14 protein-coding genes are annotated in these 15,910 nt (G+C 40.0%); 2 read left to right on the top strand and 12 right to left on the bottom strand.

Annotated elements, in window-relative coordinates; all coding sequences use genetic code 11:
* The first annotated feature begins 11 nt into the window (after nt 1-11).
* Together V7K44_RS17570 and plsY are read left to right on the top strand one after the other, a co-directional pair.
* The gene (locus V7K44_RS17570; protein WP_334933215.1) at nt 12-1,286 is read left to right on the top strand and encodes a DUF3086 domain-containing protein; all 1,275 of its coding nucleotides are present in this window, start codon (nt 12-14) and stop codon (nt 1,284-1,286) included.
* A gap of 70 nt (nt 1,287-1,356) precedes the next feature.
* Nucleotides 1,357-2,037 carry a glycerol-3-phosphate 1-O-acyltransferase PlsY gene (plsY, locus tag V7K44_RS17565; protein ID WP_334933214.1) on the top strand — a complete coding sequence of 227 codons (681 nt, stop codon included), beginning with the start codon at nt 1,357-1,359 and terminating at the stop codon, nt 2,035-2,037.
* Nucleotides 2,038-2,112: 75 nt separating this feature from the next.
* On the opposite strand, the gene V7K44_RS17560 is transcribed toward plsY, so the two are convergent.
* The 12 genes from V7K44_RS17560 to V7K44_RS17505 form a co-directional block, all read right to left on the bottom strand.
* A complete protein-coding gene (locus V7K44_RS17560) occupies nt 2,113-2,370 on the bottom strand; it encodes a hypothetical protein (RefSeq protein ID WP_334933213.1) in 258 nt (85 codons plus the stop codon).
* A gap of 84 nt (nt 2,371-2,454) precedes the next feature.
* Nucleotides 2,455-2,673: a hypothetical protein gene (locus V7K44_RS17555; protein ID WP_334933212.1), complete on the bottom strand. Its 219-nt coding sequence runs from the start codon at nt 2,671-2,673 to the stop codon at nt 2,455-2,457.
* Between the two features lie 352 nt (nt 2,674-3,025).
* Entirely contained in the window at nt 3,026-3,598 is a 573-nt protein-coding gene (locus V7K44_RS17550) for a hypothetical protein (protein WP_334933211.1), read from the bottom strand.
* 37 nt (nt 3,599-3,635) lie between these two features.
* Nucleotides 3,636-5,282, bottom strand: a complete 1,647-nt coding sequence (locus V7K44_RS17545; protein ID WP_334933210.1) for a hypothetical protein — start codon at nt 5,280-5,282, stop codon at nt 3,636-3,638.
* The gene (locus tag V7K44_RS17540; RefSeq protein ID WP_334933209.1) at nt 5,279-5,983 is read right to left on the bottom strand and encodes a hypothetical protein; all 705 of its coding nucleotides are present in this window, start codon (nt 5,981-5,983) and stop codon (nt 5,279-5,281) included. The genes V7K44_RS17545 and V7K44_RS17540 overlap by 4 nt, the downstream gene beginning before the upstream one ends.
* 47 nt (nt 5,984-6,030) lie before the next feature.
* Nucleotides 6,031-6,852, bottom strand: coding sequence for a hypothetical protein (locus V7K44_RS17535; RefSeq protein ID WP_334933208.1), 822 nt, complete (start codon nt 6,850-6,852; stop codon nt 6,031-6,033).
* Nucleotides 6,853-6,967: 115 nt separating this feature from the next.
* Complete coding sequence (locus tag V7K44_RS17530; RefSeq protein ID WP_334933207.1) at nt 6,968-8,017, bottom strand: hypothetical protein; 1,050 nt, start codon at nt 8,015-8,017, stop codon at nt 6,968-6,970.
* Between the two features lie 129 nt (nt 8,018-8,146).
* The gene (locus V7K44_RS17525) at nt 8,147-8,998 is read right to left on the bottom strand and encodes a hypothetical protein (protein WP_334933206.1); all 852 of its coding nucleotides are present in this window, start codon (nt 8,996-8,998) and stop codon (nt 8,147-8,149) included.
* A 267-nt stretch (nt 8,999-9,265) separates the two neighbouring features.
* Entirely contained in the window at nt 9,266-12,013 is a 2,748-nt protein-coding gene (locus tag V7K44_RS17520; protein WP_334933205.1) for a hypothetical protein, read from the bottom strand.
* Nucleotides 11,967-12,338 (bottom strand): hypothetical protein, encoded by a 372-nt coding sequence (locus tag V7K44_RS17515; protein ID WP_099101832.1) that lies wholly within the window; start codon nt 12,336-12,338, stop codon nt 11,967-11,969. Before V7K44_RS17515 ends, V7K44_RS17520 begins: the two co-directional genes overlap by 47 nt.
* A 14-nt stretch (nt 12,339-12,352) precedes the next feature.
* Complete coding sequence (locus tag V7K44_RS17510) at nt 12,353-12,964, bottom strand: hypothetical protein (protein ID WP_334933204.1); 612 nt, start codon at nt 12,962-12,964, stop codon at nt 12,353-12,355.
* 567 nt (nt 12,965-13,531) lie between these two features.
* Entirely contained in the window at nt 13,532-14,722 is a 1,191-nt protein-coding gene (locus tag V7K44_RS17505) for a choice-of-anchor tandem repeat GloVer-containing protein (protein WP_334933203.1), read from the bottom strand.
* Nucleotides 14,723-15,910 lie beyond the last annotated feature (1,188 nt).

The raw sequence follows: 15,910 nt of genomic DNA, 5'->3' as shown, positions 1-15,910 counted from the left end.
CACTATTGTTTATGAACCCAGAGGCATCTCAAACCCCAGAACCAATTGATGAGCGGTTGGCAGAGAAACTAGAAGAGAACAATGCAGTTGAACATCCAGTAAATCCATCAGTTGAGTCAGTGGTAGATACAAAAGCCATTAGCTCATCAGAGGACTACACAAATTTTGAGCCACTCATTTCCAATGCAGAAGTGGTAGATTCTACAGTAGAGCTAACAGAAAATTCAAATGGCGAGTTTGTAGCACAGTTAGAAGCGGAAAATGTCGCGCTGGGGTCGGAAATAGGAACGGTAAATAATTCATTATATGCAGAAGCAGAGCAGCGAGTGGCAGAGTTGCAAAGCGCTGAAGCATCTCTTAAGGAAGAAATAGCCAAGCTGCAAGCTTCTTATGAAAACCTGCAAGCACAGGTGAGTGAAACTCAAACCTCACTGGGACGAATTGTACAAGAGTCACTTTTGCAGTTGGAACAACGCAAGCAAACTCTGCAAATTTCTGTCGAACAACTAGAACGCCGTCAAGAACGTATCCGCAACGAGATGCGAACCACTTTTGCTGGTACATCCCAAGACTTGGCAATTCGGGTGCAGGGTTTTAAAGACTATCTCACGGGTAGTTTACAAGATTTGGCTGTTGCCGCTGAACAGTTGCAACTGACCCCAACTGTGGTAGAACGAGAAAAACCAGCTGTAAAAGAGGCTAAACCAGTTGAATCCCAGCCTGGAATACCCCAATTTGCCCAACAGCAGTTTCAAGATACTACCAAGCAAATTCGCCGCCTAATTGACCAATACCGCAATAAACCAGATTACTACGGCCCACCCTGGCAACTACGCCGTACCTTTGAACCAATCCACGCTGAACGAATCTCTAACTGGTTTTTTACCCAAGGAGGAAGGGGTGGTTTGCGGACAATGGGTAGCCGCTTACAAAATATTCTGATTGCCTCAGCTGCAATTTCGATATTACACAAGCTTTATGGCGATCGCGTCCGTACTTTAGTCTTAGCTAATACACCGGAGCGATTAGGCGAATGGCGGCGTGGCTTGCAAGATTGTCTAGGAATCGGTCGCCCAGATTTCGGCCCAGACCGGGGTGTGGTATTATTTGAGGCATCTGACGCTCTCGCTCAAAAAGCAGACCGATTGACGAAAGCCAATCAATTGCCTTTGATTATTATTGACGATTCAGAAGAACAAATTAGTCTGTCACTGCTGCAATTTCCCCTGTGGTTAGTCTTTGCTCCTGACCCCAAAATAGTGAGAAACTATGATGATGACTTTTAAATAAGTCATTGGTCATTGGTCAAGAGGTATTACTCTTGACTTTTTTAAATTTTGAATTTTGAATTTTATTATGGCTATTTGGTTAACTCTGTGCGGAGCAATTGTGGTCATAGCCTACCTGCTAGGTTCTTTTCCCACTGGCTACATTGCTGTGAAACAGTTAAAAGGTATTGATATTAGGGCAGTTGGTTCCGGTTCCACTGGCGCAACTAATGTACTAAGAACCTTGGGCAAAGGGCCAGGAGCATTGGTTTTAGTACTTGATTCCTTAAAGGGAGTATTAGCGATCGCTCTAGTTTATTGGTTATTCAACTTTGAACCAATTAAAAATTATATCCCTACAACGGTAGATGCACAACTGTGGCAACCGTGGCTGGTAACAATATCTGGGTTAGCTGCCATCCTGGGACATAGTAAATCAATTTTTTTAGGTTTTACTGGTGGTAAATCCGTTGCTATCAGTTTGGGGATTTTGTTGGCAATGAGTTGGCAGGTAGGTTTAGCAACAGCGGGTGTATTTGCCGCCGTTGTGGCGATATCGCGGATTGTCTCTTTGAGTTCAATTGCAGGTGCGATCGCAGTTCCCATTTTCATGGTAATTTTGCATCAACCCTTACCCTATATTCTGTTTGGGATTGCCGGTGGATTGTATGTGATTTTGCGCCATCGCACTAATATTGAACGACTGTTTGCGGGAACGGAGCCGAAAATTGGGCAACCTGTAGCGACAGAACCCGAACAAACTGCATGAATAGGTAATCGGGAGCCAAACTCAAAACTCTTCTCTCAGAAGAGGAGAGCTTCTTCGAGTATTAATGTTTTAGGCTTACGAACGAACATTGCCTTTAATTAAACGGTGGAAAAGACGGCAAGGCCACAAAAAAGCTCCACAAATACTGACTGAGGCGATGGCGGCCACAACTCGCCAACTTGAACTAGACCCAGTGTTAGACTCTGAAGGATAAGCTTGTGTGTTTTTAGCTAATTCTGGCATTGAATGAGATAGCTGACTGGCTGTACTCACCCCTTCAATCGCTGCTCCAATTAGATAAGCTACTAGGGCAATTACTAGCCAGTTATTCATAATATTCCACTGTTTAAACTCTGAGCGTATGCTTGGCAGCGAGCAATAATTTTATTTTTCGGACTAATGATTGCCGCTTTGCTCTCAAGATAATCGGCCTTCAGCCGTATCGCGAATTAGGGGCAGTTTAGATTTTATATAAGTATTAAGGGTGCTATCTGCCTGGGCATCAAGCCCCTGCTTCGCTTTTAACTGCTGGAGAAGCAATTGCACTAAAGCAGCATCGTCAAACTGGAGCAGAGTGTTGACCTGGGTAGACTCGATTACAGCCCAAAGCTGTTGCATCATTTTCGCTGTCACCATGAGTCTGTAACCTCTTAAGCTTTTCTTTATATTTACACGGATTTAGAAATTGTGGTTAGTTTTTATCTGAAGATTTATAAAGATATAGGCGTAAAAATGCCTGAGTCAGTTAAATCAGTTGAGTTATAGCGTTTTATCAATTGATTGAACTAGAGGACTAGCCCACAGCTTATCTTAACCGTGCTATGTAATGAAAGAAAACTACCCAAAGACTTAAATCCTCCCTAACCGTTTTTTATAGTGAGAGAATTATAGCAAGGCTTGCGATCGGCCACAATGCAGACATACGTAGGCATCAACGCTTTTTGTCGAGGGGAAACTTCTGTGGTTATTGGGTAATTTTGCTAGAACTTTATTGTAAAACTTTCGCACAAGCTCCTTCCTGACCAGAAGGATCGGGAAAAATTGCTAAGGTGTGATATTCAGGATTATCTGTTTTATATATCACTCGAAAAGTATACAACTTGTTTTTACCTTGCGCTTCGGTAACAACTGTTAAAAGTGTATTGCTAGTGGGAGGAAGTCCAGGAATGTCCAGTTTTTGAATTCGTCTGAGTTGAATTACATTTGCTGAGGAGTTTTTACAATCTCCTGAACTACTATTAGCTTCTTGACCAAACTGCATACATACTGGCCCATCAAAATCCATAGTTACCTGTGATGGGTCATTTAACCAAACTTTTTTAATTATTTCTCCAGCCGGAATAAAACTTAAGTTTGTTCCTTGTTGATACCAGATATCAACCGTCGGTACTAGTCCCCCTAAACCTTGTGCTTGACAGGAAAAGATGGAACGCAGAACGGCGTTATTAGCTACGGCGCGACCTACCAACCAGAACATAGCAACCGAGAAAATTAAGGAAGCTATAGGTAGGAAATAAGAACGTTTTAGATTATTTCCTGACAATTTGATATTCTTTTTCATGGTTGCAAATATCTAAAATTGGTATAAATATTACCCCTTAAAACTGAGTTGCTTGATTAACATATATTTCAATATTTGTGCCTGCTGGCAAAAACCAAACACCACCTTGTTGAGACATTTGGGCGATCGCCTGTTGATTACGTTGGGCAATTTGGGGTACTACAGAGTTCATACCACCTTCTGCAACCCCAGCTAAAAGGTTGCGTTTGTTCTCAGTGATAGTAGTATAACCAAGGGGGTATCTAGTGCCGTTGGTGCCGTTGGTGCCGTTGGTGTCGTTGGTGCCGTTGTCGATAGGATTGCCGTTAGAGTCGAGGCCGCCAGTGCTATAGAAAGGCACAACTTTGGTATCAGGGCGATTTACTAACTCTGCTGCTTTAGCAATACCTCCCAAAACGAATAGTCCTGCATCCATCGAGGCTATAGACGAACTTTGACCAGGAAATTTATTTGCGATTAAAGGCTTACCTTGGGTACCGCGAAGAATAATTGAATTGCTGGGTAAGCTTCGTTCTGTGGGGTTGCCATTATTTTGCGAGATAACTTTGACTACGTTCATCTGCAAAAGACCTTGTTCAGAAAGCGAACCAATTTCAGCTAGGAATTCGGTGTTTGCAGGTAGAGCGATCGCACCATCGGTAGATTTTAGTGCTTCTTTCAATCGGATCACAAATACGTTTTTCGCTTCATCTGCATCTCCACCACCACCACCTGACTTATTACTAGTTTCTCCAAATATTGCTGTCGCCAACACAGCTTTGGCACTACTCCCAACTGCTACAGATTTCTGTCCCTGTGGTTGGGCTTGACTGACCGCAGGATTGTCCTGTTGTGGGGTTTGTTCGGGATTGGGATTTGTCGCCTCTTGCTGCGGCGGCGCATTGGTTGCAGGTTCCAAAGTAGCTATATTACTAGTAGGTTGATTGCTAGCATTAACTTGACCATAGCTACCCAATTTTGCTAACCTTGCCCACTCTTCAAATGGGCTTGGTGGAGTTGGTGGAGTTACATTAACTACTGGTTGAGTGGGGTTCACAACTGGTGGCTGGGGTGATAGCGAAGGTTGAGAAGCAGGTACTCTAATGATGCGCTCAACTGTCACTGTCCGAGGCACGTAAGCTGTTGGTGGGGGTGTTGGAATCACTTTCTGTCTAACTGACGGTTGTTGTAAGGCTACTGTCGGCGTTGATTTGGCAATTCTCAGCTGTTGTTGGGCAGCTTTCACCATCTGTGCTTGTTCAGTCAGAGCTAATTTCGTTTTGAGAGTATCTACTTGGGCTTCCATCTGTTGAGATATGGATTCATCAGTAGGCTGTTCTTGCACTGGTGGAGAAACAATATTTTTTGGCTTTTGATTGCTGCTACTCATCAATTGGGACAAAAACACACCACCCACCAAAACGATCGCTAAGGTAGCAGCCCCTACCAAGCCTAACTTGGCAAAGGGATTAGATGAGAGTGCTTGCTTAGTCTGAACTTCTTGTGGTTGAGAAAGAGGCTCTGGCGGCGTTGCAGAGTCTTCCGATCCTTCGGTGTCACTAGAAGAAGATTCTTCTTCAAAGCCGACCAACCTTGACATCCGCGATTCCCAATCTACAGATTCTACTTCTGGTTGGCGATCGTCGGTAGTTAGAGTAAATCCATTTTGGGGAGGCGTTTGGGCAGGAATTGAGTATCGGGTCATGGTAGAGCCTTGTTTGGATTTCCAGAACAATTATTATCTTTAATTTCACATATATTATAAATTTCTAATCTGGCTTCTCCAAGGCGGTAAGCTGCAAACTGCGACGGTAGTGCTGCATTTGGTAGTGAAGTTACAGGTTGATCTATTGCTCTAACTAAAATTTGTTTATTAAAGGAAACTGATTTACCTAATTTATCATAACTGTTAAAAATTAATTGATTGGCAAGTATCTCTACTTTCCATTTTCCATTACTTATTGCTTTCGGTTGAGAAACTTTTTGGATTACTAAGACATTCTCGGCTCCTCTATTAACATTTTCAAATTGGCTATCTGGATTTAAATTAGTAATTTCTGATTTAAGTTTTTCTTTAAAATCATCAGCTACCAGTTGGGAGGTAATTTCCCAGACTTGGGTTGGTGGCTGTTGTTGTGACCAAGTAAGCATTAAACTCATAGTTTCACCCACAAAGCGCCGAATAGTCTCTGGTTGCCGCTCTAAATTGGGTTGGGGGTCTACCGTTATAGAATGACCATCAACAAGTTGCACTAAACTTTGAGGTGTGAGTTGTCGACCTAACTGTTGTAACATAGACCCGTGAAATATTAGTAACAGCAAGGTAAATAGGTGTAAACCAAACGTTCCTACTGCCAAAAGGGGTAAGGGACTATTTTTCTTATTTTCTGGTTTGAGTAATTGCATTAATAATTGATCGTATAAATTGAACTATCTTTAACATAAAAAAGCGATTATCTGATAAAACTATCAGATGTTTGTCCAGTTCCGCATGGTTTTGATTTATCTTCGTTCGGGTTGTAGTCATTTAGCAAACATAAGTTACGAATTTCATAAATTTCTAGTCTATCTGCGCGGACACTATAAATTGCTTTTTGCAGGTCGGTGCTATTGCTGGCTTGGGGATTAGCGAAATAATCTGCTGCACGTACCAGGAAATCTTTATTAAAAGGAGTTATAAGTCTTGCACCACCAACTCGATTTTTTTGAATTAAGTCGGCTACCATACCCACTTGCCACTTCCCTGGTGCAATTTGTTTTGGCGGATAAACTCTCTTAATTACTAGTTGTGAAGTCATCGCTTGGTTGGGATTTTCCGAGAAAACTTCTGGCGGTGTCATTTCTGCAACTGTGCTTAAGAAACCTTTACGAAAGTCTTCTGATAAGGCAAAACTAGCTACCCAACTGCTGGTACTAATTTTTTGGCTACCACCTTGAGGTGTGTTAATAAGTATTCCTAAATCTGATTTGGGGCTTGCGACTTCTTCAATAGTCTGTGGTGGTAAGGTTCCAGACCAGCTAAACATTGATATCATCGTTTTGCTAATAAATTGGCGAATTGCTTCTGGTTCTCTTGCTAAATCATCAATATTAGCTACCGGTTTGCCATTGATTAATTGTACAAAGTTGGGAGGTTTTCTCAAACTGAGTTGGCGAATATTTAGCCCTTGTAATAAGAATAAAAATAAAACTAATATATGTAAACTGAAGGTTGCGATCGCAAAAAATGTCAAAACACTTCCCGTTCTTTGTCTTTTTTCTAGTAAACGCACCATTTCCTCACCTCTTCCTGCAAAAACTTCAGCTATTATATATGATGTTTTGCACATACTTACTAGTTACAGGTGTTGTAACTAGTTTATTAATGTTTAATTTTTAATTTTTAATTTTCTATATCCTCTCCTTTACTAAAGAAGCCGTACTGCTGATAGCGCTGAAAACTGCAAAACCACCAGCAGCAGCTACAAGTAAAGATAAAATTGGTGCTAAAATTCCCAGAAAAATTATGAACCACATTAAATCTGGATCGACATTAGCATTTTGACCTGGGCCATTGACAATCACTGCGGCAGTTAGCACAGCGATAATATTGAATGAAATTTTGGCGATTCCAATAGATAAAAATCCAGTCAGCCATGCAAAAATCGGTTTACCAGCTACAGGTAGCAAAGATCCACCTACTGCTATTGGCCCTAAAGCTGCTATTAACAACATAGTAGCCTCTATCAAATTCTGGAAGGCATATTGTAAGGAAACTAAAAAGTTTTTGATGCTCGTTTGGACTGTAGAACCTAACAGAGAATTAAAAGAGGTTTCTGATACAATGCCAGTGCCATATCTAATATTATCTACTTTTGTTTGTAGTCTATTTATCCAGCTTTTATTTCCATAAGTATTTCTATATTTCTGCCAGAGAACGTTAACTTTTTCAGCAGCTTTCACAAAACATTGACTTTGTTGTTCGCCAGTAAGAGATTGACAAGGACGTAGTAAAGAACCAGCTATTTCTTCAGCAACACTCATATTCAGTGCTTGCTGATATATTTTATCCGCATCTGCTGATACCACTACTTGCTGATTCACAGTGTTTAAAAAATTCCGCACTCCCAGTGTCAGATTAGAAAGTATACTTCCATTGCCTGAATTACTTAAAAGTACTACCACAATAAAAGGCCAAATTAAAGCTGATATAGGACGGCTGTATTCGTAGGATATTAAGTCTTTGAGGAATTGTATCATAAAAAATAACAAGGTTCCTACAGCAAAAAAAATACCCAGATTTGTCAGCGCTCCATACAAATTATTACTAGTGTTATTTTGTAATAAATCCAGCCATTGTTTGTCCCAACCTTCGGCAATACTTTGGGAAGTTGCAGCACCAGTATCAAGAATCTGATCGATGCCTACTTGGGCAAAAATTAGTTTAATAGCAAGTTGCATTTTAAGTTTATCGGCTGTTTTCTTCGATTTAGTAGGATACGTTAGGAAGGTAACGCCCTCTACCAAACTTTTTTTAGATTTTTTGTTGGCTTGTCATCAGTTTAAGGATTTTAAAAGTTTTTTGGAAAGTTAAAGTTTTTTTAGCTTCAAATCCTTATTATTAACGTTTCTGCCAAACAAATCTAGTTGAGAAGTTGCTCGTAAAAGTCGCGCAGCTTCTGTAGATGTTTCTACTCTGCGAGCGCGATTAGCTTCTTCCGCTTGCTGAGAAATATTTGCTAAATTTAAATTGGAATATTGCAAAGCCTGATTTGTTTGTAATGTTTGACCAAATGTTTCAGCTACAATTTTTATTTGTTCCTGTTGAATTTTCATCATTTGCACTTGACTAACACCTAGCAATTCCGCCAACCCAGAAATAGCACTTACTGTTGGATCGGTTTTTCCAGCTACATTAATACCGCTTTTAATTTGTTGGATAAATGCATCATTGCTAGTCTCTGTTGCCTGGGCTAATGTCTCAATATCTTCTAGACTTTTCTCTGTATTTTCTAACTTCGTTTTTGTCCGAATTTGTCCATTTTTACCAAGAATACCTACCGCTACCCCACGGGTAATTATACGATTAAGTTCATTGCTAACTAAATTTCCCCGCACTGCTGAATTATTTTCAAAACGACTTGATTTAGAATCTGAATTATAAGAGTAGTTAATTGAATCATCACGAATTTTTTGCCCCGCAGCGACGGGGTTAGGTATTTTCAAATCTCCGTTAGCATTATTAATAGCAATTCGACCCTGACCTTGTTCTAAAGGGTTTAAGGTATCCTTCAAATTATATTGAAAGTAATCTTGCATATCTTTAGAATATGATTGGAAGTCAGTCCAAACCTGACCTAATCCGCCCGTCTGAATTTGTGCAATTGCTGGTAGTATTGCAAGGGATAGCAAGATGAAAGTAAAAATGGTAGTTTTTCGCATCTGTGCCTAAAAAAGGTAGACTACATTATTATAGTGAGATAAAAATTTAGCTTTTGAACCATGCTAATTTAGATTTTGGATTTTGGATAATAGAATTAGTTTTTCGGTTCAACCCCCGACGCTATTCTAAAATCTAAAATCTCTAAGCTGCAACGCAGTAATGGGTGCAGTAAATCTAAAATACGTTGGGAACTAGCTAACATTACGCTATCGGAAATCTAAAATCCAAACTTGTTTGATTCACTATTAACGACTTACATAACTCGATTAACTACTACGCAGATTCGCCACTAATTGACGTGCAAAGGCAGAAATTGCTTCATATTTATCACTGTGAAGTTGCATCATTTGGCTACGTGCAGTTTGTTCATAAGGGTTATTAGCAACTGCTGCCAATTGTTCGTAACCTGGGTAGTAACGGCAGAATGTATAAATACCGTTATCATCTAGTAGCCATTGGCTATAAACACCTTCTTTGCGGGGAAAAAAGCTTTCTGAGGCATTACGAGAAATAACTTGGCGGGGATATTTCAAGATGTCTGCAAAACTATCCACTGCAACTGGCTGAATGCGTCCAATCAACCGTGTTGTCAGGTTTTGCAATATTTTCGATGCAGCTTTAGATTTAGCAATGGTGTCAGGATCTTGTCCTGATAGGATGACTCTGATACCGGCTTTAGCACCGTTGGCACAAATTCTACCAACTAAGTCAGAAATTTGCTCGAACTCAAACAAAATTGGTGCTTCGTCGATAAAGAATATGGAAGCTGGACTACCTAATGCGCGTCGGAGTGCGGCTGAATAAGCACTCAAGGAGAGTACGGCTGCATCTTCACTATCTGATAAGTTTCTGAGAGCAAAAACTAAAAGTTGTGCATCGGTAGGAAAGCTGGATGGTGCAGAAATGGCTTGTCCGACGCGGCTAGAAAGCCAAAAGCGTAAGCGTAACTGAATTTGACTGAGGGCGTCTTCGACTCTTCCAGTTAAAGTACTTAGCTGCAAGTGTTCTGGCGAGCAGAAAAAGAGAAAATCTTTTAAAGTGGGGGTTTTTTGCCAAGCAAGAGTGCCAAATCCCCCCGCCATCGCCTGTCGATATCGTTCTTTGATGCCCTCATCTCTAAAAAAGGCTTCTAAAGCGAGGTTGAGCAGCGATCGCACGGTTTGCGATAAAATTTGACTTTCAGTGGACGATCCTAAAACCATTGTCATTAACGCTGATTCCAGGAAGGCGGTATAATCGTTAAAGCGATCGCGCTGCTGTTCTGCTTCTAGCGATCGTAAATCTGGCTGTTCAAATAAGTTATTCGATTGTTTGGAAATATCAAAATAGGCTCCATTCCTCTCCATAAACTCTGTGTAGTCAGTGAAAGTAGATGTCCCATCAGGTTTCGGGAAATCTAATGCCACAACTGGAATCCCATGCGCTAAAGCCTGGGTTAAAATCCCTGACACCAACACCGATTTACCAGCACGAGTTGTCGCAAACAAAGCTAAATTTTTGTGCTGATTAAATAAATCTAAATGTATGGGTGTTCCGCCTTCTTCAGCAATCAACTCAAAGCCTTGTTTGTCACCTTTTTTGGTTAAAACTAGAGGCATTAATCCCGGAACTTCACTTGTTAAGTATAGCTGGCGACGGTTGAAGGGTGTTGCTAATAAACCCTCCCAAACTATTGGTAGAGTTTGCAGCCAAATTTTCCAGGCATATTCAGTTTCCCTAATTACTCTGGCTGGACGTTGAAAACAGTTTTCAATATATCTTGTCGCCTCATCTAATTTTTCTAAAGTTGGACGATGTACTAAAATAGCGACACTCGTATAAATCGGGACTGCACCTTCAAATAACTGCTCTTGCGCTGCTACCGACTTCTTCAACTTTAATTGAGCGTTGACATCAATAGTTTTACTTTTTTCTTGAGCCATGATGGTTGTCATGTTTGACTGCTTCAGCACTCGTTGCAGAGTAGTTTTTACCAATGCTGGATTGGCAGCAGTCAACTCACAAAAAATTTCTGTATCTACTACTGTTTCTCTGGCCAACAGTTCCCATAAATAGCGCAGTTGAGACGATTTATTAACCCAACCACCGGGTTTTTCCAGAAATGACAGTGCGCCAATATAACGATTATTAACATTAACCCAGCGGCGATCGGCACAAGGTACACTAGATTCCATCAGCAAAGTTGTGCCGTGGATATTGTCTAGAAGTAATTTAGTACTAGCTAAATCTGAATTAACTTGTTCGTGTAATCCTTCTTCATCTAAAGTCATTAACTGGGGAATAGCTATTGGCTGCGTATCATTAAACCTTTTCCAGATTTCCCCCCAAAGTTCATCAGCAGTCAAAGGTTTGACATCCAATCCCATCTTGTTAGATAAGATTTGCTCCCAGCGGAGAAAACCCTGGTTGTAAGCATTTGTAATCAGGGTTTCGATACGTTGATTTTCTACTTCTAAAAGATCGCCTTTAAATTTCAACCACCAGGATTCAGCTTTGACTAAAAGCTTTTCTATCCAATCATCTGCGTGTTGCGAGTTAGATTCAATGGTGTAAGTTACATAAATCCGCAAAAATTTAGGTTTACGAATCCCAGAAATAGTCAGTTCTTTAATTCTGGCTCTTTCCGCCATCAACAAATATTTTATGTCTCGCGATGGTGCATTTTTGATTAATGTAGCTAACTCTTTTTGGCGCTCTTTATCCGAACTAAAAGAACCCAAGTGTAGCGTCATCCTTTCACCACTAGGAATGTCTTTTAATCCGGCTTCAATGTTATTAAAAAGTGTATCAATTTGTTCAGGTCTTAAGGTAGTATGAATTCCTTTACAATCAAAACCAAAAACAAAGCAGAACCGATCTTTTTGAGTACCTTTTGTCAACAGGTAAGCGCCAATATCACGTCCATTCATTGCAACACGCAGCATTGTCGCCAAGTGCAAGGCATCTTCAAATGGTGTTAATCTACCTTCATTTCCGGCGATGCCGACGCTTTGTTTTCCGATTTTTTGCTTCATGGTTTACTTCCAATAAGCTTTGATAACGAGCAAAGCCTCTTGTCCAAGCGGGAACGCCAATAAATTTGCTTAAAAAACTCCAACTCCTACCACCAGTTAAAATCCACCAAGTTCCTATTCCCCAACCAGTCATTAGTACTGTCCACAACCATTTTTGAAACTCTTCTTCAAAAAGACCTCCAAAAATCCCATTGATAATAAAATAGGAGGCTAAGGCTATTACCGTCCAAGGAAGAATTTGATCGGCAGGAATTGGTCCTAATGAAGGTTGGCTTCCCAGAACCTGATTGACTGGACGAAATTCTTGTTCCCGCTCTTGAGACATTTGAAATATTTTAATTATCTACTGCTATCGCCGATTACAAACCGTGTGAGTACATCAGCAATGGTAACAGCAACAACCACTAATAGGGGAGTTCTGGCGATGCTTTGCCAATCTTCATCTTTACGCACTGCATTAATCACACCAACTAGGGAGATTGCAATATAAAGTAAGTAAATTGCCCGTAACACATTAAATATCAGGCTTACTGGTGTGTCGCTAGCACCAGCGTTGTTTGTTGTTAAGGTTTTTTTGAAAAACTTTTCAGCTTCCCCAAAAAACTGTGCTTGTGCGGGGGCTGCAAACCAGTCTAACCAATATAAACTCAGAACGATCGCTGCTGCTAAAATTTGTAATAATATTAGCGATCGCTTTGGTAAATTCACTTGCTGACCAATTTGCTGGGTGATGACTGCAATTAAACTACCAACAAGTAAACAAAAGAGCAAGATCGGACTTTTGAGACTGATAACGCTAACCAATACAGCACAAGCAATCAAAAAAGGTACAGATTCAAGCAGAATAGTCAGACAGGATTTAAATGCCAGTCTTAACTTGTGAGATTCTTTCGCCGCACTAACAGTTAAAGCTTTGAAAAAGTTTCTCTCGTGAGAACTTTGTCTAAACATTTGCTAATTTTCCTATGGTGTACTATAATTTGCCCTTGTTTGTATCAAATTTTACAACTACTACAATTCAACATACTTTAACATCATTTCATTATTAATCAAATTATCAACCTGTAGTAAAGTTCTATATTCTACATCAGTATTCTGAAGTTAAGTTAACATGATATTAAGATTTATCTAAAACTAAATTTCTCTGATTTGAGAAGCTGGATTGCAAATATCGAGATTAAACTGCTAGATTCCTCTGGACTTTGAGAATTTTCTCAATCTTCTCATACAGATAGCCTCTATCAACCAACTTCAAAGCCTTGACTTTCTCTACCTCACAGGTATCTGAGCGAACTGCTATAAATATTTCAGACTTATATGTAGACCGTAGGCTTGCTCTTAGTGCAGACTAAGGCTAATTTTGGCTCTTTAGGGTTCTTCGGAGCGAACATGATATGAAAGAGTATTGAGTCACCAAAATTCAAATATCTGTCTTGAAAAGTTTACATCGATTGTAGAAAAATGGTAGACGTTCAAATGTACGTTTTACCATTTTCTACACGCCGATTAGATTTGGAACTAGATTACAAACTTAAACACAGTTCCTAGATTAGAACTACCACCAAAAGAGGCAGTACCGTAAAAGGAACCATTTGAAATCTGAATTAGTGTGGACTCTGGCGTTGCCCCATTAGTACCATTAAAACTAATTAAGCCGGTGATGGTTGCCCCAGTCAGCTGATAGATAACTCCTTTGTTACTTGCCCCACCAGCAGAAGCTGTGCCATAGAAATTACCATTGCTTGCTTTGATGAGGGCAGCCGTTGGGTTGGCCCCATTGGTGCCATTAAAACTGGCAATTAAAACGGGTGTACCGCCACCTACCTGAACCTTGAATATAGCTCCTTTATTGTTGACTCCACCCAGTTTAGTAGTGCCATAGAGAAATCCATCAAATTCAATTAATCCAGACTGTGGATTGGCCCCATTGGTGCCACTAAAGCTATATGAACTCAATATTCCTGCGGGAGTTAACTTGAATACAACTCCTTTAGCACTTGCTCCACCGCCAGAGGCGCTGCCGTAGTAGTTTCCATCGGTAGCCAGTTGCAATCTTGCTAATGGAGTTGCTCCATCAGTACCGCTGAAGCTTCTAATGGTGGTGAGTGCTCCGGTGGTGGGCGAAACCTTGAATATAGTTCCTTTATTATTGGCCCCACCTGTAGAGCTTGTCCCCCACAAATTGCCATCAGTACCTGTAATCAGTCGGCCTGCTGGGTTAGCCCCATTAGTGCCTGTGAAATTTGTAAGAGTTGTCAGGGTTGTAAAAGCTGTTTTCGCCAACTTAAACACACTGCCGAGGTCACTTGTACCACCTGTAAAGGTTGCCCCATATAAATTGCCATCGGCTGCTTGGAATAATCTAGCAACTGGATTAGTCCCCTTGTTGATTCCAGAGGTTCCGGTGAAGTTTATCAGTGTAGTCAGAGTAGTGAAAGCAGTAGGAGTTAACTTGAATGCAGTTCCTTTGCCAGAAGTGCCACCAGCAGAAGTAGTTCCATAAAGATTGCCATCAGTACCGTTGCCTTTAAGTACACCAGCTCTTGGTGTAGCTCCGTTAGTGCCGTTGAAATTTACAACAGTAGTCAATGTTGCAGCAAAGGCTTGTTGGAAGGGTAGTACTAATGAAGAAGCCAAAACAGTCAAAGAAGTAAAAATCAATACCCTATTTTTGGTCTGGTGTTGTTTGTACAGATTAATCTTGTTCATTGAATACCTCAAAAAAGGTTTGTTTAGTTTAGTGGAGACGGAATAGTAGGTAGTTGTGACGGATTTTGTGATGGATGCTACTCATGACTAATACCAATTTGAAAAATGATTGCTACAAAGTAGGTTAGGAAGCCACTGCTGTCGAAGGGTTTCCCAGCTTTTCTGCGTTTAAGCAAGCTACGCCTAACCTCTGCCTTTGGGTGAAGGGAGAAGCAATTGGCGCTAAAAGGACGAAACCCAAAGCCCCAACATCTTGTATATGTTGAGTTTTATCCCGTAATCTACGAGATATTGCTACGACTCAATCTACGTATTGAGCGCATTTTTATCTAAAATTGGTATAATTTGTCAGATCAGGCATTAACGAGAAAATGCCTTAAATGTTGGTATAGCCCTATTTGAAAAGGACTCAGAAAGCCTGTTTTACATACACCACAAAAACCGTACTAGCACTGAGTCAATAACGTGAATGGCACGATTAATGATTTCGTTCGGTAGCATAAACCATTATTTATGTTTTGGATGTCGTGAAAAACACAAAAAACAGTGAAAAATCCACGATTTTGACAGAATATAGTCACAAGACTCGACTCAAAAACTTTCATATAGTGGTTTTTTTGTCAATCAATTAGTAAACTCTATTAAATACTGATTAAAACCTCTAAAAAATCTTAATAAGCAAAATCACATATTAAGTGAAAGGTTTTTATTTTTCTCTGAAGAAAGTAATACAAAATGCTATAAAAACCACTTTTAAAACACCTCTAAATTGCCAAAATATATTTAAGCTTTTTAATCATTTCATAATGTAATCATGACTTAAGCTTTACCTTCACATTCTACTATTTATTTCGTTGGCAAATTTAACAGCTATTACCTGTAGCAGTTATAAAAAAAATCGTGGGTTCATAAATTTCTTTACTTCGCACTTAGCGGGAGTTTGTAATAAACTACTGCATATCTACATTAAAGAAATTGATCTCCATAACTCAGATAAAATTGCCATCCTCAATAAGTAAGTGGGTAAAATTAAACATGGCTTTTTAAAAGTAAATAAGAGACTAATAATGGTAATTGAAGGATATTACCTAATAACTGCTCTCTTATAGTAAAGCCACTGAATATTTAGACAAACTTACTTTATGAATATAGAGTTTTTAACTAGCAAACAATCATGTATTAGAGTGG

This window comes from Nostoc sp. (genome assembly GCF_036917235.1).
Taxonomy (GTDB): Bacteria; Cyanobacteriota; Cyanobacteriia; order Cyanobacteriales; family Nostocaceae; genus Nostoc.
This window is presented reverse-complemented; position numbering and strand designations above follow the sequence as displayed.